The 26,101-nt window shown below is 69.4% G+C and carries 14 protein-coding genes; 7 read left to right on the top strand and 7 right to left on the bottom strand.

Features of this window, described 5'->3' with window-relative positions; translation table 11 throughout:
- The first annotated feature begins 98 nt into the window (after window positions 1-98).
- Window positions 99-1,385 (top strand): NAD(P)/FAD-dependent oxidoreductase, encoded by a 1,287-nt coding sequence (locus AC3WG5_RS00940; RefSeq protein ID WP_492567461.1) that lies wholly within the window; start codon window positions 99-101, stop codon window positions 1,383-1,385.
- Between the two features lie 132 nt (window positions 1,386-1,517).
- Here the strand turns inward: AC3WG5_RS00940 and AC3WG5_RS00935 are convergent, their stop codons facing one another.
- The 6 genes from AC3WG5_RS00935 to AC3WG5_RS00910 all read right to left on the bottom strand — a co-directional run bounded on the left by AC3WG5_RS00935 (window position 1,518) and on the right by AC3WG5_RS00910 (window position 10,310).
- Window positions 1,518-3,668, bottom strand: a complete 2,151-nt coding sequence (locus AC3WG5_RS00935) for a GGDEF/EAL domain-containing response regulator (RefSeq protein ID WP_492567460.1) — start codon at window positions 3,666-3,668, stop codon at window positions 1,518-1,520.
- Complete coding sequence (locus tag AC3WG5_RS00930) at window positions 3,650-7,075, bottom strand: CHASE domain-containing protein (RefSeq protein WP_492567459.1); 3,426 nt, start codon at window positions 7,073-7,075, stop codon at window positions 3,650-3,652. Before AC3WG5_RS00930 ends, AC3WG5_RS00935 begins: the two co-directional genes overlap by 19 nt.
- Before the next feature lie 216 nt (window positions 7,076-7,291).
- Window positions 7,292-7,726: a ubiquinone anaerobic biosynthesis accessory factor UbiT gene (ubiT, locus tag AC3WG5_RS00925; RefSeq protein WP_008952385.1), complete on the bottom strand. Its 435-nt coding sequence runs from the start codon at window positions 7,724-7,726 to the stop codon at window positions 7,292-7,294.
- Window positions 7,713-8,636, bottom strand: a complete 924-nt coding sequence (locus AC3WG5_RS00920) for a U32 family peptidase (protein WP_492567458.1) — start codon at window positions 8,634-8,636, stop codon at window positions 7,713-7,715. The genes ubiT and AC3WG5_RS00920 overlap by 14 nt, the downstream gene beginning before the upstream one ends.
- 14 nt (window positions 8,637-8,650) lie before the next feature.
- Complete coding sequence (gene ubiU / locus AC3WG5_RS00915; RefSeq protein ID WP_148282999.1) at window positions 8,651-9,658, bottom strand: ubiquinone anaerobic biosynthesis protein UbiU; 1,008 nt, start codon at window positions 9,656-9,658, stop codon at window positions 8,651-8,653.
- 271 nt (window positions 9,659-9,929) lie between these two features.
- Window positions 9,930-10,310, bottom strand: a complete 381-nt coding sequence (locus AC3WG5_RS00910; protein ID WP_014088432.1) for a SirB2 family protein — start codon at window positions 10,308-10,310, stop codon at window positions 9,930-9,932.
- A 268-nt stretch (window positions 10,311-10,578) separates the two neighbouring features.
- Between AC3WG5_RS00910 and recC the strand changes: the two genes are divergently transcribed.
- The 6 genes from recC to AC3WG5_RS00880 all read left to right on the top strand — a co-directional run bounded on the left by recC (window position 10,579) and on the right by AC3WG5_RS00880 (window position 25,159).
- A complete protein-coding gene (gene recC / locus AC3WG5_RS00905; RefSeq protein ID WP_492567457.1) occupies window positions 10,579-13,764 on the top strand; it encodes an exodeoxyribonuclease V subunit gamma in 3,186 nt (1,061 codons plus the stop codon).
- Window positions 13,761-17,315: an exodeoxyribonuclease V subunit beta gene (recB, locus tag AC3WG5_RS00900; RefSeq protein WP_492567456.1), complete on the top strand. Its 3,555-nt coding sequence runs from the start codon at window positions 13,761-13,763 to the stop codon at window positions 17,313-17,315. Before recC ends, recB begins: the two co-directional genes overlap by 4 nt.
- Before the next feature lie 29 nt (window positions 17,316-17,344).
- Window positions 17,345-18,898 (top strand): polyphosphate:AMP phosphotransferase, encoded by a 1,554-nt coding sequence (pap, locus tag AC3WG5_RS00895; protein ID WP_492567455.1) that lies wholly within the window; start codon window positions 17,345-17,347, stop codon window positions 18,896-18,898.
- A gap of 6 nt (window positions 18,899-18,904) precedes the next feature.
- Complete coding sequence (gene recD / locus AC3WG5_RS00890; RefSeq protein ID WP_492567454.1) at window positions 18,905-20,608, top strand: exodeoxyribonuclease V subunit alpha; 1,704 nt, start codon at window positions 18,905-18,907, stop codon at window positions 20,606-20,608.
- A 217-nt stretch (window positions 20,609-20,825) separates the two neighbouring features.
- Entirely contained in the window at window positions 20,826-21,683 is an 858-nt protein-coding gene (locus tag AC3WG5_RS00885; RefSeq protein ID WP_492567453.1) for an NUDIX hydrolase, read from the top strand.
- Window positions 21,684-22,297: 614 nt separating this feature from the next.
- Window positions 22,298-25,159, top strand: coding sequence for an EAL domain-containing protein (locus AC3WG5_RS00880; protein WP_492567452.1), 2,862 nt, complete (start codon window positions 22,298-22,300; stop codon window positions 25,157-25,159).
- A gap of 171 nt (window positions 25,160-25,330) precedes the next feature.
- Here the strand turns inward: AC3WG5_RS00880 and AC3WG5_RS00875 are convergent, their stop codons facing one another.
- A complete protein-coding gene (locus tag AC3WG5_RS00875) occupies window positions 25,331-26,017 on the bottom strand; it encodes a response regulator (protein ID WP_492567451.1) in 687 nt (228 codons plus the stop codon).
- Between the last annotated feature and the right edge of the window lie 84 nt (window positions 26,018-26,101).

The following is a 26,101-nucleotide window of genomic DNA, read 5'->3' as shown; positions in this document are numbered from 1 at the left end:
CAAGCCCGCATTGTCGAGTATTTTCGACGCGTGTATCGTGATGACAGGCGGGTGCCCCTTCCTCGGCCCGTCCGGAAAACGATTGCAACAGGTGCACCATGGACCGTCCTCTCGAACACCCCCACTCCTACTACGCCGCCTCACGCAACCCGGCGCCGGATCATCCCGTACTGCGCGGCGCGCATCACTGCGACGTGTGCGTGATCGGGGCCGGCTACACCGGCCTGTCGGCGGCGTTGCACCTGGCCGAGTACGGCTACCGGGTCATGGTACTGGAGGCGGCGCGGGTCGGCTGGGGCGCCTCCGGACGCAATGGCGGGCAGATCGTCAACAGCTACAGCCGCGACCTGGACGTGATCGAGCGCCGCCACGGCAAGGCCGCCGCCGCCGCGCTGGGGAGCATGGCGTTCGAGGGCGGCAGCATCATCCGCGAGCGGGTCGCCAAGTACGGCATCCGGTGCGACCTGAAGCAGGGTAATGTGTTCGCCGCCTTGACCGGCAAGCAGCTCGATGAACTGGAGGCCAAGCAGCGTTTGTGGGAGCGCTTCGGCCACACCGGACTGCGGCTCATCGATCAGGCCGGCATGAAGGATATCGTCGGCACCGCGCAGTACGTCGGCGCGCTGCTCGACAACTGGGGCGGCCACCTCCACCCGCTCAACCTGGCCTTGGGCGAGGCGGCGGCGCTGGAGTCGCTGGGCGGGCAGATTTTCGAGCAGTCGGCGGTGCTGAGCGTGGAGCGTGCGGAGCCAGCCGTGGTGCGTACCGCCGAAGGCCAGGTGAGCGCGCGTTTCGTGATCGTGGCGGGCAACGCCTACCTCGGCAACCTGCTGCCCGAGTTGGCCGAAAAGACACTGCCGTGCGGCACCCAGGTGATCACCACCGAGCCGCTGCCGGCCGAGCTGGCGCGTGCGCTGTTGCCGGGCGACCACTGCGTCGAGGACTGCAATTTCCTGCTGGATTACTACCGCCTGACCGCCGACAAGCGTCTGCTGTACGGCGGCGGCACGGTGTACGGCGCACGCGACCCGGGCGAGATCGTGCGCCTGATCCGCCCCAAGATGCTCAAGACTTTCCCGCAGCTGGAAGACGTCAAGATCGAGTTCGGCTGGACCGGCAACTTCTCGCTGACGCTGTCGCGCCTGCCGCAGGCCGGCCGCCTCGGCAACAACATCTACTACTCGCAGGGCTGCAGCGGCCACGGCGTGACCTACACCCATCTCGCCGGCCGCCTGCTGTCGGAGGCGATTCGCGGCCAGAGCGAACGCTTCGACGCCTTCGCCCGTCTGCCGCATTACCCCTTCCCCGGTGGGCGGCTGTTCCGCGTGCCGATGCTGACGATGGGGGCATGGTATTACAGCCTGCGCGACCGGCTCGGGATGTGACGCCGTCCTGCCGCGCTGCCGCGGCCTGCCCGGCACGCGGCCAGGCCTGTGCGAGCCGTGTGGCGCGCGGCATGGCAGGCCGCCGAACCCCTGAGGCGCGGACAGGTCCTTACGAAGCCCTGGGGTAGGTCGTCAGCGCCGGTCGAAACGTGCCGCCAACTCCCCTGGTGTCATCGGCTTGGCGATGGAGTGGCCCTGCGCCGCCGGGATGCCCAGCTTCTGCAGCAGCTCGCGCTGGGCCGGTGTCTCGACGCCGGCGGCCAGGAGCCGGATGCCCAGCGCCCGCGTGAGCTGCGCGGTGGCCGTGATGATGGCCTGATCGCGCGGCGAGTCGGCCAGGGTCTTGACCAGCGCCTGTCCGATCTTCAGCGTGCTGATCGGGAAGCGGCGCAGGATGGCGAGTTCGCCCAGTTCGCTGCCGAAGTCGTCCAGCGCCAGCCGTAGTCCCATCATGCCCAGGCAGTGCAGGTTTTCGATGACCTTGGTGTTGTGCTGGTCGAGCGCCGCTTCGTGGAACTCCAGCTCGATCAGCGCCGGCGGAATGCCGTAGTGTTTCAGCATGTAGTCCAGTTTGCCGGGCAGCTTGTCGTCGGCCAGCTGGCGGGCCGACAGGTTGATCGAGAGCGGGCAGGCGCTGTCGAGCCAGCCCTCCACCAGCCAGGCCGCCCGCTGGCGACAGGCCAGTTCGATACTGCGCTCGCCAAACGCCATGATCAGGCCGCTTTCTTCGAGCAGCGGCAGGAAGGCCCCCGCTGGCTGCACCGGCTGGCCCGGTGGCTGCCAGCGCAGCAGCGCTTCGATCCCGACCAGCCGCCCGTTGTGCAGGTCCTGTTGTGGCTGGTAGAGCAGGAACAGCTGCTGCTCGACGAGGGCCTGCCGCAGCTGCTGCTCGCGGCGCAGCCGTTCCTGGACGCGCTGGTTCATTTCCGTGGTGAAGAAGTGGTAGAGGTGATGCCCGTCCTCTTTGGCGCGGTACATCGCCACGTCGGCGGCCTCGATCAGGCTGGTGACGGTGCGGCCGCAGTCAGGGTAGGTGGCAATGCCGATGCTGGCCCGGACCGTGATGGCGTCGTCGTCGATTTGCAGCGGCGGCTCCAGTGCCGCAATGATGCGCTGGGCGCTGTAGGCGGCGCGATCGGGGCTTTCCAGCTGCTCCAGGATGATGATGAACTCATCGCCGCCGAGCCGGGCGATGTGGTCCTCGCGGCGCAGACAACCGCGCAGCCGCTCGGCCACCTGCTGCAGCACGATGTCGCCGACCTTGTGGCCGAGACGGTCGTTGATTTCCTTGAAGCGGTCGAGGTCGAGAAACAGCAGTCCCAGCCCCTGGTGCGAGCGCTCGGCGTGGCTCAGCACTTTTTCCAGCATGATGGTGAAACCGTTGCGGTTGAGCAGCCCGGTCAGATAGTCGGTCAGGGCTTGCTGGCGCAACTGGCTCTCGGTTTCCAGCTGCTGGCGGATGTCGCGGAAGATCACCACCAGTCCCTGTTGCTGCCCGCCCATCGGCGAGCAGCGCAGCGATACCGGCAGCGGCGGCCGGCCCGGCGGGTACAGCGTGGTTTCCTCGTGCAGCACTTCGACATTGTCGCGGCAGGCGATGGCGAACGGGCTGCTGTCCCAGTCGGTTGCCCGGTCGCTCTCGTGGAACAGCTGCTGTATCGGGTAGCCGACCAGGTGTTCGGCCGACATGCCGAGCAGGTTCTGGGTGGCGGGGTTGGCGAAGCGGACGATACCATCGGGGCTGACGCCGATGACGCCCTCGCCGGCGGAGCTCAGCAGCGATTGGTAGTAGTCGCGCTGTTCATCGAGCCGCTGGTAGGCGCTCAGCAGCTGCCGTTTCTGCTGGTCGTACTCCAGCAGGAGGCGCACCTTGCTGCGCAGCGTCAGCGGATCGAACGGCTTGACCAGGTAGTCGATGGCGCCGCAGCTGTAGCCGCGCTGGATGTCCTGTTCTTCGCACATCGCCGCCGTGATGAACAGGATCGGGGTGCTGCGGGTCTGGCGCCGGCCGCGGATCAGCATCGCCACTTCGTAGCCGTCCATGCCGGGCATCGAGACGTCGAGCAGGATGACCGATACCGGCTGGGTGAGCAGGTACTTGAGTGCCTCCTCTCCCGAGCCGAGTGACACCACCTGGCAGGGCAGGGGCTCCAGTACCACTTCGATGACACGCAGATTGACCGCCTTGTCATCGATCGACAGCACGACCGGCAGTCGTTCCGACTTGGCGGCGGCGGGGGTTCCGGTATCGTGGCGGAGGGCGATCAGGTCTGCGTGAGCCATTGGTCGATCATCCTAAGCAGTTCCTTGCTGTCTACCGGCTTGGGCAGGTAGTCGTTGGTGCCGGCTTGCAGGCATTTGGCCTTGTCGTCCTTCATCGCGTAGGCGGTGACCGCGATGATCGGCCGCTCGAAACGCAGTTCGTTGCGCAGGCGGCGGGTGGTTTCATAGCCGTCCAGCACCGGCATCGCCATGTCCATCAGCACGAGCTGAATGCCCGGGTTCTGTTCGATCTGGGCCAGGGCTTCTTCGCCGTTGATGGCCGTCAGCACGTTGAACTGGCGCTCTTCCAGTACGCTGCTCATGGCGTAGATGTTGCGGATGTCGTCGTCCACCAGCAGCAGCGTGGCGCGCTCCCGGTTTGCGGCGTTGCCCGCCGCGGCCTTGCCTGCCGGATCGGACACCTGATCGAGGAAGGTGCGGATGGCGTACGACAGCTTGAGTTCGTTGGCGGCGCCCTTGGTGAGCACCACGGCGCTGTATTCGTTCATCGCCTGCAGGGTGTCGCGGTCGAGATCCATGCCGGTGTTGATGATGATGCGCAGCTGGCTGAGGCCGGGCTGGCTGCTGATCCACTGCAGCAGCTCGAAGCCGCTGCCGCCGGGCAGGTTGAGATCGATCACGGCGCAGGCGAACGTCTGCTGCAGCAGCAGGTTCTTGGCCTCGAGCACGTTGCCGCAGCACTGCGGCGTACCGCCCAGCTGCTCGATCAGGGCCTGGTAGTGCTCCCGTTCCACCAGGTTGTCTTCGACCAGCAGCACCTGTCCCGGACGGTGGCCGAGTTCGGCGTGCAGTTCGCGGAACACCCGTGCCAGGGTGCTCTGGTCAACCGGCTTGACCAGGTAGTCCTGGATGTCGAGCTGCTCGTGCAGCTCGCTGCGGTCGAGACAGGAGATGATGTGGACCGGGGCATGCCGCGTGGCGGGGGTGCCCCGCACCTGGCGCAGCAGCTCCCAGCCGTTCATGTCGGGCAGCAGGATGTCGAGGATGAAGGCGGCCGGCGGGTGCTGGCGCATTTCCTGCAAGGCCTCGATGCCGGTGCTGGCGATGCGCGTCTTGAAGCCCGACTCCATCGCCTTGTTCATGATGATGCGTGCAAATTGCTGGTCGTCTTCCACCACCAACACGTCGCTGCGGCTGCTGGCCTTGGCCGGGGGGAACACGACATGCGGTTCCGGCGGCAGCGTGACTTCCTTCACGCCACCGCCGGCTGGATGCACCGGCAGGTACAGCACGAAGGTGCTGCCGAGCCCGAGTTCGCTGCGCACGTCGATCGTGCCGCCCAGGAGGTGGGCCAGCTGGCGCGAGATGCTGAGCCCGAGGCCGCTGCCGCCGAATTGGCGTTTGCTGCCCTGTTCGAGCTGTTCGAAGGCCTCGAAGATGCGGTCCAGCTTGTCGGACGGCATGCCGCAGCCGGTATCGGTCACGGCGATGGCCAGGGTGTGTTGCGGCAGGCTGTCCATGCCGGGCGGCACGCTCTGCGGCTGGTAGACGCGCAGGTGCACCGAGCCATGGTCGGTGAACTTGAAGGCATTGGACAGCAGGTTTTTCAGGATCTGGAACAGCCGTGTGGCGTCGGTGATCAACACGTCGCCGGCACTGTCTTCCTTGGTGGTCTGGAACGTCAGCTGGCGGTTTTCCGCCACCGGCAGGAAATTCTGGCGCAGCGTGGTGATCAGGTCGTTCACCAGCACCTTTTCGCGGTTGAGCGTCATGCGTCCGGCTTCGATCTTGGACAGGTCGAGAATGTCGTTGATCAGCGCCAGCAGGTCCTTGCCGGAGCGGTTGATGATGGTGGCGTGCTCCACCTGCTTGGCGGTGAGGTTGCCCTGGCGGTTTTCCGCCAGTTGGTCGGCGAGGATCAGGATGCTGTTGAGCGGGGTGCGCAGCTCGTGCGACATGGTGGCCAGGAATTCGGTCTTGTAGCGGTTGGCGCGCGAGATCTGCTCGGCCTGTTCGCGCAGGCGCAGCTCGGAGAGCTTGCGTTCGGAGATGTCGATGATGGAGCACACCGTCTGCACGCCTTCCTCGGTGAGCATGGTGGAGAGCCCGATCTCGACCGGGATTTCCCTCCCATCCTTGCACAGCGCGAACAGCTCGCGCCCTTCGCCCATCTGGCGCGGCTTGGAGTCGGCCTTGAAGGCCTGGCGCAGCATCGGGTGATGCTTGCGGAAGCGTTCCGGCAGCAGCATCTCGATGCTCTTGCCCTGCAGCTCTTCCGGCGAGTAGCCGAAATAGCGCACGGCGGCGGGGTTGCTCATGGTGATGAAGCCCTGCTGGTCCACCGCCAGCATGGCGTTGGGCGCCGACTGAATCACGGCGCGGAAGTGTTCTTCACGTTTCTTGGCGGCGGCGGCACTGGCGTCGCTGATGGCGGCTTCGCGGCGGCGGGCGAACAGGATGCTGCCGATGAATACGCTCAGCAGCAGGCTGGCCAAGAGGCCCAGGCCCATCACCCATAGGTAGCGCGTGCTGGCCACGCTGCGGTCGAGTTCGGGGGCACTGGCGATGTCGAGCAGCCAGGGGCGGCCACCCAGTCGGTAGTGGCGTTGCACATGGTAGCGGCCGGTGTTCTGGCGTCCGGTGCTGTACATCAGGCTGGCGGGGGTGGCCTCGTTGCCGTCGTAGATGCGCAGGTTCAGCTGGGGAGTGCCATCGCCGAAAATGCCCAGCATCAGGTCGCCCATGCGGAAGGTGGCGAATACCCAGCCCTGCAATGCGGCGCGGCGCGCCTCGACGCTGCCCTGCGCGGCACCCTTGCGGTACACCGGCCAGTACATCAAGAAGACGTTGGTATCTTTCGAGGTACTCTGCAGCAGCGGCGCGACCTTGCCGGTCACGGCCGGTGCGCCGCTGTCGAGCGCCTGGACCATGGCGTTACGTCGCGTCGTTTCGGTGTACATGTCGAGGCCCAGCGCGGTTTCGTTGCGCGGCGTCGGGGGATAGAGGTAGCGGATGGCGGTGTAGCCGGCGCGCGGAGAGTCCGGATGCAGACGGAAATCCGGCCGCTCCTGCTGCATGCGGCTCAGGTAGGACGGCAGTTCGGCCGGGGCGAGCCGGTCCACGTAGCCGAGGGACGCCAGGCCGGGGTAGTGCTGGCTCAGCTGCAGCGTGGCGAGATAGTCGTTGAATTCTTGCCGGCTGACGTCGCCGCTGGCCTGGAACAGGCCGACCACACCGTGCAGCACCAGGTGGTAGGACTGCATGCGCTCGTTGATGGCGGCTTCGACTTGGCCGGCCTGGTGATCGAAACGCTGGCGGGCGAGGTTGTCGTCCTGATGGGCGATCAGGTTGGCGACCAGCAGCGAGCTGCCGGCCGTCAGGAAGAACAGCAGGGCAACGGGGAGCAGGATGCCGCGCAGCATTCCCGGGTCGGGCAGCAGGCCGGTGAGTCGCTTCGGAAAAGGCATGGCGCACCTCGTGTCCGGGCCGCGCAGTGTCCGCTGCGCCGTTGGCCGTGGTCGGATCCGGGAGAGGGGGCACGGAGATACGTCCCCCTCGCGAGCCGGGCATGCTTTGAGCATAGCAAGGCGAGGCATTTTAACCAGTGATTGTTTCTCTGGCGTGTGCGCGGGAGGGTGCGAGACGCCGCCGTCAGCGGCGTCTCCGGGGGAGATGGGCCAGGCTCAGCTCGCCATGAAGCGCGCGAGCGGGGTTTCGTGCCAGTCGACGCTGTCGAGCAGGTTCTTGACGATGAGGCCGAGCTCGGTGTCGCCTTCGATGCTCAGCTTGCGGTTGAAGAACAGCGTGTCCGGGTCTTCCTCGCGCAGCATCATGCGCGCGAAGTCGGCGACGTTGGCCGACAGGCGCAGGTCGGGCTCGCCGGGCTGGCGGTCGAGGAGGAAGCGGCGGCTGTCGGCGGCGAAGCGCAGGCTCACGCCGGCGTCGACGAGGCGCACCTCGAAGCGACGCTCGGCCAGGAGTTCCATGTCGGCGGGCAGCACGCCGCGCTTGACCAGCTGGTTGAGGCTGGTTACCAGAAGCCAGGCCGGCGGGGTGGCCGGAAGCCGGCCCAGCAGGCGGGCGAGACGGGTGGGGACGGTCAGTTCAGGCACGCGCATGATCGGCTCCCTGGGTGTTGACGATGCCGGGCTGGCCCAGCCAGTAACCGTCGACCAGCGGGTCACGGCTCTTTGCCGCGAGTCCGGAGAGCAGCTCGCTGGCGGCGCTCTGGCCGTCGATGACGGCACGGAACGCCTGCACCACCTCGGCGCAGTGCTGTGCCTGCGGGCTGACGCGCACCGCGGTGACGCCGGCGGCGGCCATGCCCGCCAGGTGCGGCAGCAGCGACTGGCAGCCGGCCGACATGGTCTGGATGCCGTTGATGGTGAGGAAATCCTGACCGTCGCGCGTGGTCAGCGTGAGGCCATCCGGGTGGTCGAGGCAGCGGAACTGGCAGTCGTCCTTGTTGAGGTTGTAATGGCGCGCGGTGAAGCAGCGCGCCGAGAACGCCAGCGGCAGCTTGCCCCAGGCGAACACTTCGGTCTCGATCGCCGGGGCGTGTTGCAGCACCTCGGCCAGCGTGGCGCGGTCCATTTCCACCGGCGGCAGCCAGCGGTAGGCGCCGAGGCGCTGCATCAGCGCCAGCGTCTCGCCGTTATAGATGTTGAGGTGCGGGCCGGCGACGAAGGGCAGGCGCTGCTCGCGCGCCAGCCGTGCCGCGCCGAGGTCGTTGGCCTCGATGCGCACGCGGCCGTTGTCGATCAGCTTCCTGAGGCGCTTGAGGTCGGATTCGCTCTCCAGGAGCGCCTGGCTCGACAGCACGGCTTCCTTGCCGGCGTCGGCCAGGTCGTGCGCCAGGCCGATCCAGTCCTGGGTGCGCAGCTGCTGGCGGCGCGAGCACACCACTTCGCCCAGGTAGATGGTGTCGACCGGCCAGGCCGCGGCCTCGCTGTAGAAGTTGAAGATTTCGTCGCGCGACCAGAAGAACAGTACCGGTCCGAGGGTGAGCTTGAGATTCAGGGAGGTCATGGTCGTCGGTTCCATCATTTCCACGGGCGGTTGTAGGCGCCCAGCGTCTGCTGCTGGCCTTCCGACAGCCGGCCCAGTTCCTGTTGCCAGGCCGGACGCACGCTGAAGCGTTGCGCTTCGCGTCCGGCGGCGTCGAGCGCGGCGCGCAGCGTGCGCGTCACCTGGCTGACGTAGGCGGGGCTGCGCTGGCGGCCTTCGACCTTGATCGCCGCCACGCCGATGTCGATGATCTGCGGCAGCATGGCCATCACGTTGAGGCTGGTGGGCTCTTCCAGCGCGTAGTAGGTGTCGCCCTGCACCGCGAAGCGGCCCTTGCACAGCGTCGGGTAGCCGGCCGGTTCGTCCTTGCCGTACTGGTCGATCAGCACGCCGCCCAGGCGGGCGTCGAGCGAGGTCTCGCCGTGCTCCCAGCGCACGTGCTTGGCGGGCGAGCACACACCGTGGGTGTTGGGGGATTCGCCGGTGGCGTAGGACGACAGCAGGCAGCGGCCTTCCACCATCACGCACAGGCTGCCGAAGCCGAACACCTCGATCTCGACGTCGGTGTGCTCGATGACGTGGCGCACCTGGTCGAGCGTCAGCACGCGCGGCAGCACGGCGCGGCGGATGCCGAACAGCTCGCGCGCCAGGTTGACGGCTTCGTAGTTGGTGGCCGAGCCCTGCACCGACAGGTGCAGGCGCAGCTCGGGGTGGCGGCGCACGGCGTAGTCCATCAGGCCGAGGTCGGCCAGGATCACGGCGTCGACGTCGAGGTCGGCGGCCTCGTCGATGGCGCGGTGCCAGCGCGACACGTTGCCGCCCTGGGCGTAGGTGTTGATCGCCATCAGCACCTTGCGACCGCGCGCGCGGGCGTAGTCGATGCCGGCGCGGGCGCTCTTGTCGTCGAAGTTGAGCCCGGCGAAGTTGCGGGCGTTGGTGTCGTTCTTCAGGCCGAAGTAGACGGTATCGGCGCCGTTGTCGACCGCCGCCTTGAGGGCGGGGAGACTGCCGGCGGGGCACACCAGTTCGGGCAGGGTCATGATCGGTTAACGCCAGGAAACGTAAACCGGGGGACAGTAGCAGAGCAGGGCGGCGGGGCCATTGCTCTGGGTCAAGCTTCGGCCAAGAACCTGTCCCATCAGGCGGCTGCGCCTTTGCATCTTGAGCGCCGGCAGTGCGCGGAATCCTCATGTACTTTGTGTACATTCCGGTTCCTGTGCGCTGGCGACACTCAACCTGCTTTGGCTCGCTCACCTACTGGCACAGGTTCTAGCCTTTACCGAGTTTGACTTGGGTCGGCCGAAGCGGGGGGAGTTATAGCGGCCAGATCATCTTGGTCTTGGCGATCAGCACGATCCACAGCACGGTGGCGAGCGCGGCGGCGAAGGCCGTGGTGCGGATGGCCTTGGTGCGGCCGCGCTTGAGCGCCACGGTGCCGAGCCCGATGTAGACCAGCAGCAGCACGATCTTGGCCATCAGCCAGTCCTGCTGGGTGGGCAGGAAGTGGGCGAGTACGGCGAGCGTGATGCCCAGCGTCAGCAGCAGGGTGTCGACCACGTGCGGCAGGATGCGCAGCGGCTTGGCGCGCAGCAGCGGTGAATCGGCCAGCATCAGCCCGCCGCGCACGGTGAACAGCAGGATGGAGAGGTAGGCGCAGCCCATGTGGGCGTGCTTGATGAGGGTGTAGGTCGGCATGTTTTTTCCCGCATGAGGCGGCGCTGCCCTGGCATCTTGAGTGTTGGCGGTACTGCGCGCAAATCCATCGTAGCGATTTGCTCAGCGATCAGGAATCCTCATGGACTCGGTGTCCATTCCGGTTCCTGTGCGTCGGCGGCACTCAAGCGGCTTTGGCTCGCTCGCCTACTGGAATGAGGTTCTGGTGACTGCGTTGTGACGCAGTGACGGAGCGGCGGTTCCCGGATGGTACACTGAATACCTTCTTTTCCAAGCATCCGTCATCGCCATGCTGCACCTCTACCAGTCCAACCGTCTCGAAGCGCTGGGGGAACTGTTCACCGGCATGAGCCGTGCCATGCCCCTGTCCGACCCGTTCCAGCCGGAGACGGTGCTGGTGCAGAGCCGCGGCATGGGGCGCTGGCTGACGCTGGAGCTGGCGGGGCGCGCCGGCATCGCCGCCAACCTCGACTTCGTGCTGCCGGCGGCCTTCGCCTGGCGCCTGATGCAGGCGGTGCTGCCGGGGCTGCCGCGCAAGTCGTCGTTCGCGCCCGAGGTGCTGCAGTGGCGGCTGCTGGAACTGCTGCCGACCTTGCACGGCGCGCCGTTCACGCCGCTCGAGCGCTATCTGGAGGGCGGCGAGGCGGCCGGCTTCGAGCTGGCCGGCAAGATCGCCGACATCTTCGACCAGTACCTGGTGTTCCGCCCGGACTGGATCCGCGCCTGGGAGCGCGGCGAGCTCCTGGACTTGGGCGAGGACGAGGCGTGGCAGGCGGCGCTGTGGCAAAGGTTGGCCGAAGCCGACCCGGGGCGCCACCGCGTGCGCCTGCTCGACGACTTCCTCGGCGGCCTGCGCCCGGAGCACCTGCCGGAGCGCGTCAGCCTGTTCGGCATCGCCAGCCTGGCGCCGATGTACCTGGCCATGATCAAGCGCCTGGCGGCGCTGACCGACGTCTGCGTGTTCCTGCTCAACCCGTGCGAGGCCTACTGGGGCGACATCGTCGACGCGCGCGGCCAGCTCAAGCTGTTCCAGCAGGGCATGGCGGCGCACGACGACCACCCGCTGCTGGCCTCGCTCGGCAAGCAGGGACGGGACTTCTTCGACCAGATCGCCGAGGAGATGCCCGAGGGCCACCCGCTGTTCCTCGAACCGCACGGCGACACCCTGCTCGCGCGGCTGCAGCGCGACATCCTGACGCTGACCCCTCCGGGAACTGCACCAGAACCGGCGGCGGACGACGACCGTTCGATCGAACTCAACGCCGTGCACAGCCCGATGCGCGAGCTGGAGGTGCTGAAGGACCGCCTGTTGGCGCGCTTCGCCGCCGACCCGACGCTGACCCCGGCCGACGTCGCGGTGCTGACGCCGGACATCAACGCCTACGCGCCCTACATCGACGCGGTGTTCGGCCAACGTGACGACGCGCCCAACATCCCCTACACCATCGCGGACCGCCGCATCGAGCGCGAGGAGCCGCTGTTGGCCACCTTCGCCGCGGTGCTGCGGCTGGCCGACTCGCGTTTCGGCGCCGACGCGGTGCTGGCGCTGTTGGACTGCGACGCGCTGCTGGCACGCTTCGGCCTTGCCGACGCCGAGGTGCCGCTGCTGCAGCAATGGGTGCGCGAATCCGGCATCCGCTGGGGGCGCGACGCCGCCCACAAGGCGGCGCTCGGGCTGCCGGCCGATCCGCTCTACACCTGGCGCTGGGGGCTCGACCGCCTGCTGCTGGGCACGGTGCTGCCGCCTGCGCTGGCGGGCGACGCCTCGCCCTTGTTCGGCGGCCTGCTGCCGGCGGCCGGGGCGGAAGGGCAACTGGCCGAGACGCTGGCGCGCTTCGGCCAACTGTTCGACGTGCTCGACGGCTGCGCGCGCGCCTGGGCCGAGCCGGCCAGCCCCGCCGCCTGGCGCACGCGGCTGCAAGGGGCGGTGGAGGCGCTGTTCGCCGTGGACGAGGCCGGCGAGGCGGCGCTGACGCTGCTGTTCGACGCCCTGGCCGAGCTTGCCGAGGACGCCCAACTCGCCGCCTTCGACGCCCCGATCGGGCTCGCGGTGGTGCGCGACTGGCTGACGCGGCGCCTGACGCTGTCGGCCCCCTCCGGCTTTCTCGCCGGCGGCGTCACGTTCTGCGCTATGGTGCCGATGCGCTCGATCCCGTTCCGCGTGCTGTGCCTGATCGGCATGAACGACGGCGCCTACCCGCGCGACGAGCGCCCGGTCAGTTTCGACCTGGTAGCGCGCCACCCGCGCCGTGGCGACCGCTCGCGCCGTTTCGACGACCGCTACCTGTTCCTCGAGGCGCTGCTGTCGGCGCGCGAGGCGCTGTACCTGTCCTGGGTCGGGCGCTCGGTGCGCACCGACGAGCCGCTGCCGCCGTCGCCGCTGGTGGCCGAGCTGCTCGACACCCTGGCCAGGATGGCCGGCTGCGCCGTCGAGGTGGTGCAGCACCCGCTGCAGCCGTTCGCGCGCGCCGCCTTCGACGGCAGCGACTCGCGCCGCCACAGCTTCGAGCCGAGCTACGCCGCCGCGCTCGCCGCCCCGCGCCACGAGCCGGCGCCGTTCGCGGTGGCGCTGCCGGGCGGCGACGCCACGGTGCTGCGCCTCGACGAGCTGCTGCGCTTCTGGCGCCACCCGGCGCGCGCCTGGCTGGCCGACCGGCTCGGCGTCAAGCTCGCCGGCAGCGCCGAGGACGTGCCGGTGCGCGAGCCGTTCACCCTCGAGCGCGACACGCGCGAAACGCTGCGGCGCGAGCTGGTCGGCGCGCTGCTGGCCTCGCGTCCGCTGGCCCCGGTCAAGGACAAGCTGGTCGGCGCCGGCCTGCTGCCGCCGGCGGCGCTGGGGCAGGCCTGGCTCGCCGAGGAAACCACCGCCAGCGTGCGCTTCGCGCGGCGCCTGCCGCCGGAACTGGCGCAGCCGCTGCGCGCGCCGGAGAGCGTCGAGCTGACGCTGGACGGCGTGACGCTGGTGGGCGAACTATCCGGCCTGCGCGACGCCGGCCTGCTGCGCGTGGTGGCGCGCAAGGCCTACGCCGGCGAGCTGATCGAGCTGTGGCTGAGCCATCTGGTATTGTGTGCGGCACGCCCGGCCGGGGTGGCGCCGTACTCGGCCTTGTACGACGAGGAAGGGGTGCACGAACTCTGCGACGAGCCCGACGCCGCCGAGCTGCTGCGGCCGTGGCTGGCGCGCTGGCAGCAGGGCCAGCGCCAGCCGCTGCCGTTCTTCGCCCGCACCAGCTGGGCCTACGCCAGGAGCCTGGCCGAGAAACCGGACCAGCCCGAGACGGCGCTGGCCAAGGCGCTGGCGGAGTGGGACCCGGCCTACGACGGCAAGACCCCGCAGAAGGACGAGGCGGCGATCCGTCTCGCCTTCCGCCATCTCGACCCGCTGGCCGAGCCGCTGTTCGCGCAGCTGGCCGACACCCTGCTGCTGCCGCTGGCCGAACGCCTGCTGGGCGCGGCGGAAGGAGACCAAGCATGATCGCCCAGCCCCTCGACGCGCTGCACTGCGCGCTCTCCGGCGTCAACCTGATCGAAGCCTCGGCCGGCACCGGCAAGACCTGGACCATCGCCGCGCTGTATACCCGCCTGCTGCTGGAAGAGCGTGACGGCGCGCCGCCGCCGAACATCGAACAGATCCTGGTGGTGACCTACACCAAGGCCGCCACCGCCGAGTTGCGCGAGCGGCTGCGCCATCGCCTGGCGGAACTGGCCGCGGTGCTCGACGGCGCGCCGACGCGCGACGGCTTCCTGCTGGCCATGGCGCAGCGCTTCGCCGAGCCGGCCGCGCGCGACCTGGCGCGCCAGCGCCTCGGCGCCGCCATCACCGGCTTCGACGCCGCCGCCATCTATACCATCCACGGCTTCTGCCAGCGCGTGCTGACCGATGCCGCCTTCGAGAGCGGCCAGACTTTCACCGCCGAGCTGATCGCCGACGACGCCGAACGCCTGACCGAGGTGGTGGACGACTTCTGGCGCCGCCGCGTGGTGGCCGACGCGCTCCTGGCGCGGGTGCTGGCCGAGGCCGGCGAGACGCCGGACAGCTGGCTCGCCCAAGTGCGCCCCTTCCTTGCCAAGCCCTACCTGCGCAACCTGGCGCCGGCGCTGACGCCGCTGGCCGACTCGCTCGCCGCGGCCGACGCCGCTTGGCAGCGCCTGGCCGGTGACGCCGAGCTGGTGCGGGGCGGCCTCGAGCTGCTCGCCGCCACCGAGGGCTTCAAGGCCAATATCTACGGTCCGGCGCAGCAGCAGACCCTGGTGCGGCGGTTGCGGCAATGGACCGCCGACAGCGGCCTGCCGCTGCTGTCGAGCGACGACCGCAAGCGCCTCGACAAGCTCACCCCGCCCGCGCTGGCCAAGGGCATGAAGAAGGGCTTTGCCGCGCCGTCGCACCCCTTGTTCGACGCCGTGGCCGCCTGGCTCGTCGCCTGGGACGCGCACCTGGCCAACGTCGCCGCGCACGTCGCCGCGCTCAAGCTGGAGCTGATCGCCTGGGTCGACGCCGAACTGGCGCGGCGTCGCGCCAGCGAACGCACGCGCAGCTTCGACGACCTGCTGACCGACCTCGCCGCCGCGCTGGAACACCCGGACAGCGGCCCGTTGCTGGCCGAGCACGTGGCGCGCAGCTTCAAGGTGGCGCTGATCGACGAATTCCAGGACACCGACCCGGTGCAGTACAGCATCTTCCGCGCCTGCTTCGTCGGCCGCGACTGCCCGCTGTTCCTGGTCGGCGACCCCAAGCAGGCGATCTACAGCTTCCGCGGCGCCGACATCTTCGCCTACCTCAGCGCGCGCGACGACGCCGCCTCCCACTACACCCTCGACACCAACCGCCGCTCGGCCGAACCGCTGGTGGCGGCGGTGAACGCGCTGTTCGCGCGCGAGCAACCCTTCGTGCTGGCCGACATCGACTACCCGGCGGTGCGCGCCGCGCCGTCCTCCGGCTGGCGCCTGGAGGTGGACGACGGCCGCGCGCCGCTCACCTTCCAGTGGCTGGACTTCGACGCCACCAGCAAGGGCGCCAGCAAGCAGGTGGCGATGGACGCGGCGGCCGAGGCCGGCGCCGACGAGATCGTGCGCCTGCTGACGCTGGCCGGGCAGGGGCGGGCGCAACTGGTCGGCGAGAACCGCGAGCGTGCTCTGGTCGGCGGCGACATCGCGGTGCTGGTCGCCACCCACCGCCAGGGCGAGCGCGTGCGCCAGGCATTGTCCGAGCGCGGCGTGCCCAGCGTGGCGCTGACGCAGGAGAGCGTGTTCGCCAGCGCCGAGGCGCAGGACCTGCTGGCGCTGCTGCGCGCCTGGGCCGAGCCGGCCAGCGAGGGACGCTTGCGCAGCGCGCTCGCCAGCGAGCTGTTCGGGCTCGACGCCGCCCGGCTGCTGGCGCGCGTCGACGACGAACCGGCCTGGGAAGCGCAGCTCGCCGCCAACGCCGAGGACCACCGGCGCTGGCGCGAACACGGCTTCATGGCGGCCTGGCGCGGCTTCTTCGGGCGCGAAAGGTTGGCCGAAAGGCTGCTGCCGCTGCCCGACGGCGAGCGCCGCCTCACCAACCTCGCGCACCTCGCCGAGCTGCTGCAGCGCGAGAGTGAAGAGCGTCAGGGTATGGCGCCGCTGCTGGCCTGGTTCGAGGGCCGCGTGGCCGATCCGCCCGGCGGCGAGGAGGCGCTGCTGCGCCTGGAGAGCGACGCCGCACTGGTCAAGATCGTCACCATCCACACCTCCAAGGGCCTGCAATACCCGGTGGTGTTCTGCCCCTTCCTGTGGGACGGCAAGCTCGACGCCAAGGACCCCGCGTTCTGGCGCTTCCGCCGCGACGGCGCCTCGTGGCTGGCGCCCGACAGCGTCGCCGGCGACGACGTGCGCCTGCTCGCCCGCAGCGAAACCCTGGCGGAAAAGCTGCGCCTGCTGTACGTGGCGCTGACGCGCGCCCAGTACCGCCAGTACCTGGCCTGGGGCTGGGTGCAGGGCATGGCCACCGCGGCGCTGTCGTGGCTGCTGCACGGCCGCGACAGCCGCACCCTGCCCGAGCTGGAGCAGCTCGCCCTCAACCCGGCCACGCTGGAGGCCGACCTGGCGACGCTGCTCGCCGCGCACGCCGGCGAGATCGGCCGCCTCGACGCCAGCCCGCTCACGCTGCGCCTGGCGCCGCCGGAACATGCCGAGGCCGCGCTCGCCGCGCAGCCCTTCACGCGCAAGCTCTACACGCCGTGGCGCGTCGCCAGCTTCACTTCGCTCACCGCCGCGGCGCACGCCGCGCCGCCCCAGGCCGAGGCGCCCGACCACGACCGCGGCGCGCTGACGTTGGCCGAAGAAGACGCGGCGCGCCTCGACCGCTTCGCCTTCCCGCGTGGCGCGCGCGCCGGCACCTGCCTGCATGCCATGCTGGAACGTGTCGATTTCGCCGCGGACGACGACACGCTGCGCGCCGCCGCCGTCGAGCAACTGGAACGCGCCGGCTTCGCCCTGCACTGGCAGGACGCCGCGCTCGACATGCTGCGCCGCACGCTCGCGGTGCCGCTGGACGACGGCGTGCGCCTCGCCGACGTGCCGGCAGGACGGCGCCTGGTGGAGCTGGAATTCACCCTGCCGGTGGAGCGCCTCGACGTCGCGGCGCTGGTCGGCGTGCTGACCGACCCGGCCAACGGCCTCGCCGCCCCCCTGCGCGACGCCGCCGCCGCGCTCGACTTCTACCGCGTGGTCGGCTACCTCAAGGGCTTCATCGATCTGGTGTGCGAGGCGAACGGGCGCTGGTACCTGGTCGATTACAAGTCCAACCACCTCGGCCACGACGCCGCCGCCTACCACCGCGAGGCCTTGCTGGCCTCGGTGGCGCGCGAACACTATTACCTGCAATACCTGCTCTACTGCGTGGCGCTCAGGCGCTACCTCGCGGTGCGCGGCCTCGATTTCGGTCAATGTTTCGGCGGCGTGCGCTACCTCTACCTGCGCGGGCTCACCGCGGAGGGCGGCGGGGTGTGGCGCGATCTGCCGGGCGAGCGGCTGATAGAACGACTGGACGCGCTGTTCGCCTGAGCGCATAGGAAGAAAAGGAAAACCATCACATGTTCGAATCGGCGGAAATCGGCCACAGCATCGACAAGGACAGCTACAAGGCGGCGCTGCCGGCCCTGCGCGAGGCGCTGCTCGACGTGCAGTACGAACTCAAGGAAAAGGGCGACTTCCCGGTGCTGGTGCTGATCCACGGCATCGACGGCGCCGGGCGCGGCGAGACGCTCAACCTGCTCAACGAGTGGCTCGATCCGCGCCTGATCGACACCGTGGCCTTCGACCAGCCCAACGACGAGGCGCGCGCGCGGCCGTGGATGTGGCGTTACTGGCGCGAGCTGCCGCCCAAGGGGCGGCTCGGCATCTTCTTCGGCTCCTACTACTCGGACGCGATGTTCGACTATCTCGACGGCAACAGCAGCAAGGACCGCTTCGACCGCCAGATCTCCGAGGTGCAGCGCCTCGAGCACATGCTCGCCAACGACGGCACGCTGATCATCAAGTTCTGGTTCCACCTGACGCGCGAGCAGCAGAAGAAGCGGCTGAAGACGCTGGAGAAAGACCCGGCCACCGCCTGGCGCGTCAGCCCCGGCGACTGGCAGCACTACGAGCAGTACGCGGAGATCAGGAAGAGCGCCGAGCACATGATCCGGCTGTCCAACACCGCCTACGCGCCGTGGGTGATGATCGACGGCCAGGATGCCAATTACCGCAGCCTCACCGTGGGCCAGGTGCTACTGGCCGCGCTGCGCCAGCGCCTGCAGCTCGACCACCCCTACCTGGCGCGCAGCGAGAGCGCGCCGATCGTGCCGCCGCTCGACAACAAGCTGCTGCTGGAGACGCTGGCGCTCGACCAGGCGCTGTCCAAGGACGAGTACCTGGTGAAGCTGGAAGAGCTGCAGGGCCGCCTCAACCGCCTGACGCGCCATCCGCGCTTTGCCCACCACTCGCTGGTGCTGGTGTTCGAGGGCAACGACGCGGCGGGCAAGGGCGGCAGCATCCGCCGCATCACCCAGGCGCTCGACGCGCGCCGCTACCGCGTGGTGCCGGTGGCCGCGCCCACCGAGGAAGAACGCGCCCAGCCCTGGCTGTGGCGTTTCTGGCGCCACGTGCCGGGCAAGGGCCGCAGCACCATCTTCGACCGCAGCTGGTACGGCCGCGTGCTGGTGGAACGGGTCGAGGGCTTCGCCGCCGAAGCCGACTGGATGCGCGCCTACTACGAGATCAACGACTTCGAGCACCAGTTGGCCGAAAACGGCGCCATCGTGCTCAAGTTCTGGCTCGCCATCAGCCCGGAGGAGCAGCTCAAGCGCTTCCAGGCGCGCGAGGAAACCGGCTTCAAGCGCTTCAAGATCACCGACGAGGACTGGCGCAACCGCCAGCGCTGGGACGACTACAAGCACGCGGTGTGCGACATGATCGACCGCACCAGCACCAGCCAGGCGCCGTGGACGCTGGTGGAGGCCAACAACAAGTACTTCGCCCGCCTGAAGGTGCTGCGTACCGTGTGCGACGCGCTGGAAGCGCGTCTGGAAAACGGCAAGCAGGGCAAGGGCGGCGGCAAGAACGGCGAGCACAAGAACGGCAACGACAAACCCGAGCACGACTGACGCCCCATGACCCCGACTCCGCCCGACAATCCGCTTGCCGCCCAGCTGCTGCCGCTGTTCGCCCGGCTCGACCCCGCCGCCGGCGCCGAGCTGGCGGCGCTGGTGGAGCAGCTCGCCGCCGCCAACCAGGCCGGCCACGTCTGCCTGCCGCTCGGTGCGCGCGCCGCCCGCCTGCCGGCCTCGCCGCTGGTGGGGCGGCCCGGCGACTACGCGCCGCTGATCCTCGACCGGGCCGGCCGGCTCTATTTCGCGCGCCACTGGCACGACGAGGAGCGCCTGGCGCGCCGTCTCGCCGCGCTCGCGGCCGCCCCCTTCGACGTCGACGCGGCGCGCCTCGCTGCCGTGCTGGCGCGGCTGTTCCCGGCCGCCGACCCGGCGCGGCCGGACCGCCAGAAGCTGGCCGCGGCGCTGGCGCTGCGGCAACGCCTGGTGGTGATCTCCGGCGGCCCCGGCACCGGCAAGACCACCACCGTGGTGCGCCTCTTGGCGGCGCTGGCCGAACTGTCGCCGCGCCCGCTGGCGATGGCGATGGCGGCCCCCACCGGCAAGGCGGCGGCGCGCCTGACCGAATCGGTGCAGGGGGCCAGCGCGCAGCTCGCGCTCAACGCCGCGGTGCGGCGCCAGTTGCCCGACAGTGCGCAGACGCTGCACCGCCTGCTGGGCCTGCGCCCCGGGCTCGCCACGCCGCGCCACCACGCCGGCCATCCGCTGCCGCTCGACGTGCTGGTGGTGGACGAGGCGTCGATGATCGACCTCGCGCTGATGGCCAAGACGCTCGACGCGCTGCCGCCGCACGCGCGATTGATTTTACTCGGCGACCGCGACCAGCTCGCCTCGGTCGACCCCGGCGCGGTGCTGGGTGAACTGTGCCAGACGGTGAGCTACCGCCCGGACACGCTGGCCTGGCTCGCCCAGGCGTGCGGCGTGCTGCCGGAAGGGCTCGCCACCGTGCCGCATGCGCTGGCCGACAGCGTGGTGCTGCTGACGCACAGCCACCGCTTCGCCGCCGACAGCGGCATCGGCGCGCTGGCGCGCGCGGTCAATGCCGGCGACGCCGCCCGGGCGCTCGCCGTGCTCGACGACGCCGCCTGTCCCGACGTCGCCTGGCAGCCCGGCGATCTGGCCGAGGGGCTGTGGCAGGCGCGCCAGGGCTACTTCGCCGCGGTCGCCGCCGGCGCCGCGCCGGATGAGCTGCAGCGCGAGTTCGGCCGCTTCATGGTGCTGGCGGCGGAGCGGCGCCAGGTCGACGCCTGCAACCGCGCCGTCGAGGCGCGGCTGGAAGCCGCCGGGCGCAAGTCGCCGGAGCGCGACAACTACCCCGGCCGGCCGCTGATGATCACCGAGAACGACTACGGCATCGGCCTGTTCAACGGCGACATCGGCTTCACGGTGCAGCGCGCCGACGGCCTGCGCGTGGCTTTTCCCAGCGCCGACGGCGGCTGGCGCGAGATCGCGCCGGGGCGGCTGCCGGCGCACCAGACGGTGTTCGCCATGACCGTGCACAAGAGCCAGGGCTCGGAGTTCGAGCGCGTCTGGCTGGCGCTGCCCGAGGCGGCTTCGGCCAACCTCAACCGCGCCCTGGTCTACACCGCGATCACGCGCGCGCGCCGCGAGTTCGCGGTGCAGGGCAGCGCCGCGGTGTGGAGCGCCGCCCTGGAGCGCGCTCCCGAACGCGCCTCTGGCTTGGCCGAGCGGCTCGCCGAGGGCTGAGGCCGGCCATGGCGGAAGAGGGGCGCCATGGCGCGGCCGTAATGGTACGCGCGTCCTCCCGCGACGCACCCCCAGCGGGTGGCGATGTGGCAAGGGGAGGGGCGGGACATCGGGTTGGCGCCGTGCCGCGTCGAACCGTGCAGAAATTCGAGCCAACTGCTTGAAACTTCCGTAACATGGCGGGCTGTTTCGACCACAACAGCGTCATGGAGGACCCATGCAAGTGGAAGCCGTGCTGGACTACCTGTCCGGCGTCACCCGCTACGACCGATCGGCCTTTACCGAACTCGCCATCGACGGCGAGGTGCTGGGCAGCGTCAACGCCGCTTGGTGCGAACGCCTGCTCGCCAGCGAAGCGGCGCTGTTCGTCGCCAGCGAGCGCGGCCTGTCCTGTACCCTGGCGGGCGACTACGCCCACTTCAGCCGCGAGCTCGCCGCCGCGGCGCAGCGCTGGCAGCAGGCCGGCTGGCTCAACGGCTGGCGCAACGAGAACTTCACCGCGTTCCGCCTCGACGGCACCCCGCTGTTCGAACTGGAGCGCGCCGCCTTCCGCCCGCTCGGTCTCACCAGCCGCGCGGTCCATCTCAACGGCCTGGTGCGAGGCACCGACGGCACGCTCCGCATGTGGATCGGCCGGCGCAGCCCGGACAAGGCGGTCGACCCCAACCGCATGGACAACCTGATGGGCGGCGGCATCGCCGCCGGCGAGTCGATCGCGCTGGCGCTGGAGCGCGAGGGCTGGGAAGAGGCCGGCATCCCGGCCGACCGCCTGGAACTGCTGCGCCCCGCCACCCGTCTCCTGGCCGAGCGCCCGGTGCAGCGCGGCCTGCACCGCGAATGGCTGTACACCTTCGACCTGTGGCTGAACGAAGGCGAAATCCCCTGCAACCAGGACGGCGAGGTGGCCGAGCACGTGCTGCTCGAGCTCGCCGAGGTGGAGCAGCTGATCGTTGACCAGCGCTTCATGATCGACGCCGCGCTGGTGACAATCGACTGCCTGAGCCGGCTGGGCTACTGGGGCGAGCAGGGTGCCCGCGTCGAGGCCGCGCTGGCCGAACTGCGCTATCCGCTCTGATTCCCCGCGCGTTTCGACCCGACAGGCAGGCTCGTGAGCCTGCCTTTTTTGCGTTCACTGCGCAGGATCGGTGGCGGCACGTTTCCTGACGCAGCCGCAGCGTCACGGTGCCGCCCTCCGGGGTGTGGCGGATGGCGTTGTCGACCAGGTTGGTCAGCAGCTCTTCCAGCAGCACCTCGTTGCCGGGCAGGATGGCGTCGAGATCGGGCGGCTCCCGTTCCAGAGCGAGATCGAGCTCCTTGCCGCGCGCCTCCTTAGAGGCGTGCCACGCACACCCTTTCGGCCAACCTAGCGGCGAGCGCCCTCGGGCAAAGCTCCACGCGTGCCGTCCCCTCGGTGCAGCCACGTCGTCTATGCATTTTGGTTGGCAGTGACTATATCTTCTTCATGCGGCATGCCATGGGGATTTCCGTTTGTATGGCATTGACGCTGTGGCAGGATTTCGACGATGACGTCCGGAATCTTCATGCGCGCAGGTGCGGATCTCCGGCGTACAGGCCAAACAAGGAGGCTGCATGGCACGCTGATGAAACGGGTTCGGCCCCGTTTTGCCCGCCTTCCCCTGATTGCTTTCGCCAGCAGCGCTTTTTCTCCATCCACCCTGGAAAACAGGCATGCAACCACCCCGCGTCAGTACCAACCGCCGCCTGCTGAGTTTCGCCTGGCCATTCGTCGTGGCCGTGGTGCTTTTGGTGCTGCTGGGCGGGTTGAGCCAGAACGTGCTGTCGGCGGTGCGCGCCTACATCGCCGGCGAGAGCCTGTGGTCGAAGGGCCAGAAGGATGCGGTGTACTACCTCGAACGCTACGCCGAGACCGGTTCCGAGCTGGCCTACCAGCAATACCGCGACGCCATCCGCGTGCCGCTGGCCGACAGCAAGGCGCGCCGGGCGCTGGACCGTCCCGATCCCGACACCGCCGCCGCCGCCGTGGGGTTCCTGCAGGGGGCCAACGACCCGGACGACATCCCCGAGCTGATCTGGCTGTTCCTGCGCTTTCGCCGCGTCAGTTATCTCGATCAGGCCATCGTCTACTGGGCTGAGGGTGATCGCCTGCTGGGCGAGCTCGATCAGGTGGCCCGGCGCTTGCGCCAGGGCCGGGCGAGCGGCGCCCTGAGCGCGGCGCAGGCGGCCGAGCTCAAGCTCCAGATCCAGGAGATCAACCGGGAGGTCACGCCGCTGGAGCACGCCTTCTCCAACGTGCTGGCGGAGGGAGGGCGCGTCATCCAGCGCCTGCTGGCCGCCGTCAACCTGGTCAGCGCCACCGTCCTGATCCTGTTCGCCTTGCTGCGCACGCGCCAGCTGATCCGCCAGAGCGAGCTGTTCGAGCAGGCTCTGGGCGAGAGCGAGGAGCGCCTCGCCCTCGCGGTCAGTGGCAGCGACTACGGCATCTGGGACTGGAACATCGCCGAGGGCAGTGTCTATTATTCGCCGCGTTTCAAAGCCATGCTGGGCCTGGCCGAGCATGAGCTGGAGGGCTCCGTCGGTGCGTTCTGGGCGCATCTGCACCCGGACGACACGGTGCCGACGCGGGACAGCCTGGAGCGGCATCTGGCGGGCGAGGGCGGCTACGACGTCGAGTACCGCCTGCGCACCCGCAACGGCGGCTATCGCTGGTTCCGGGCGCGCGGCCAGGCCCTGCGCGACGCCGCCGGGCGGGCGGTGCGCATGTCGGGCTCGATCTTCGACATCACCGACCGCAAGTTGGCCGAAGGCGCCCTGCACGCCGAGCAGGAACGTGCCCAGGTCACCCTGGCCTCGATCGGCGACGCCGTGATTACCCTCGACGGCGGCGGCCAGGTCGACTACCTCAATCCGGTGGCCGAGCAACTGATCGGCCACCCGCTGGCACAGGCGCATGGCCGTCGCCTGGGGGCCTTGTGCTGCCTGTTCGAGGAGGGGCTGTCGCCGGAGCGGCCGGTCCGTCTCGAGCCGCTGCTCAACGAGGCGGCGCCACCCGGCGCCGGGCGCAACCTGCTGCTGGAGCGGCACGACGGCTCGCGCGTCTCGGTGTGCATGGTGAGCGCCCCGATCTTCGACAGCCAGGGCGGGATGTCCGGCAAGGTGCTGGTGTTCCACGACATGACGCGCGAACGCCTGTATATCGAAAGCCTGTCCTGGCAGGCCAGCCACGACGCCCTCACCGGGCTCACCAACCGCCACGAATTCGAGCGCCGCCTGACGCGGCTGCTGGAGGCCACCGTCGGGCGCCAGCAGTACCACGTGCTGATGTACCTCGACCTCGACCAGTTCAAGGTGGTCAACGACACCTGCGGCCATGCCGCCGGTGACGAGCTGCTGCGCCAGGTGTGCGTGCTCTTGTCCCAGCAGCTGCGCGAGGGCGATACCCTGGCGCGCCTGGGCGGCGATGAATTCGGCGTGCTGTTGCAGAACTGTCCGCCCGAAGCGGCGCTGCCGGTCGCCGAGAAGCTGCGTCAGACCGTGTGCGACCTGCACTTCAGCTGGAATGGCCAGCCGTTCGCGATCAGCGCCAGCATCGGAGTGGTGCACATTTCCGGGGTGCCGACCACGCTCAAGGAGGTGATGCGCGCCGCCGACGTGGCCTGCTACATGGCCAAGGAAAAGGGGCGCAACCGGGCGCAGCTGTACGCCGCGGACGACGCCGAACTGACCGTCCGCTACGGTGAAATGGAGTGGGTGCAACGCCTGCACCGCGCGCTGGAAGACGATCGTTTCCGCCTCTACGCGCAGACTATCGCCCCGCTCGGCGACGGCTCGGCCGCACCGCATTTCGAGCTGCTGCTGCGGCTGCTCGACGAGTACGGCATGCTGGTGCCGCCGAGCGCCTTCATCCCTGCCGCCGAACGCTACAACCTGATGGCGACCATCGATCGCTGGGTGGTGAGCACGGCGCTGGCCATGCTGGCGGCGCGGACCTCGCCGGGCAGCGAGTGGACCTGTGCCATCAACCTTTCCGGCGCCTCGCTGTGCGACGACGATTTTCTCGGTTTCCTGCGCGCCGAGCTGTCCGGCAGCGGCATCGATCCGGCGCATCTGTGTTTCGAGGTGACCGAGACCAGCGCCATCGCCAACCTGGCCTGCGCCACCGAATTCATGCGCGAACTGCGCCAGCTGGGCTGCCGCTTTTCGCTCGACGATTTCGGCGCCGGCATGTCGTCGTTCGGCTACCTCAAGCACCTGCCGGTGGATTTCCTGAAGATCGATGGCGGCTTCGTCAAGGACATGCTGGACGACCCCGTCGACCACGCCATGGTCGAGGTGATCAACCACATCGGTCACGTCATGGGCAAGCAGACCATCGCCGAGTTCGCCGAACACCCGGGCATCCTGGAGGCGCTCAAACGCATGGGGGTCGATTACGCCCAGGGCTACGGCGTGGCCAGACCGCTGCCGCTGGCCGAGGTGCTCGCCCAGCACTTTCCCGCCAGCGCGCCCGATGCCGTGCCGTTCTTGGCGCCCGCCGGCAGCCAGCCGGGTTGCCCGCAGCAGTCCGTGTGAGGCGATCCGGCCGGCGCGATCAAGGCCTCCGGGCGGGCCCGCTCAAGGAGATGGCCGGCTATGCGCCGGGAGCGCTTGGGCCAGCAGGGCCGGCGCCGGGCGATCTGTTCCGCCGCGCGGCGCGTTTCGCGTATCCGGGGTGAATGGGCGGGGCCGGGGAGGGGACGGCGCTCACTCCGCCAGGAACAGGTAGCCCATGCCGCGCACGGTCTGGATCCACGACAGGCTGTCGGGGCGCGGCGGCAGTTTCTGGCGGATGCTGCAGACGTGCACGTCGATGCTGCGGTCGAAGCGTGCCAGCGGCCGGCGCAGCGCCTGCTGCGACAGCTCGTGCTTGCTGACGATGCGCCCGGCGTGGCGCACCAGCACTTCCAGCAGGTTGAACTCGGTGCCGGTCATCTCCAGCGCCCGGCCATCGCATTCGGCGTGGCGGCGCGTCGGCCACAGCGTGAGCGGGCCCGCCGCGAGCGGGCCACCCACGGAGGGCGCTGCCGCTGAGGGGGCGCGCCGCAGCAGCGCCTTGAGCCGCGCCACCAGGGTGCGCATGGCGCAGGGCTTGGTGACGTAGTCGTCGGCGCCCAGCTCCAGCCCCATGATGCAGTCGATGTCGTCGCCGCGCGCGGTGAGCATCAGTACCGGCATCTGGCTGTGCTGGCGCAGGCGGCGCAGCACCTCGATGCCATTCAGCCGCGGCATCATGACGTCGAGCACCACGATGGCGTAGCGCCCGGACAGCGCTTCACGCAGGCCGCTCTCGCCGTCCGCGGCGCGGCTGACCCGGAACCCCTCCTGCCCCAGATAATCGGCGAGCATGGCGCTCAACTCGATATCGTCGTCGACAAGCAGCACGTGGGTCATGGGCGAGGGTCTCTGGGGCGCGGGGAGGGCACGATCATAGCAGCCGCTTGCGGTGGCACCACGCAGCTTTACCTGGATTTACCC

Source organism: Pseudogulbenkiania sp. FW507-F1 (assembly GCF_058781125.1).
This window is presented reverse-complemented; position numbering and strand designations above follow the sequence as displayed.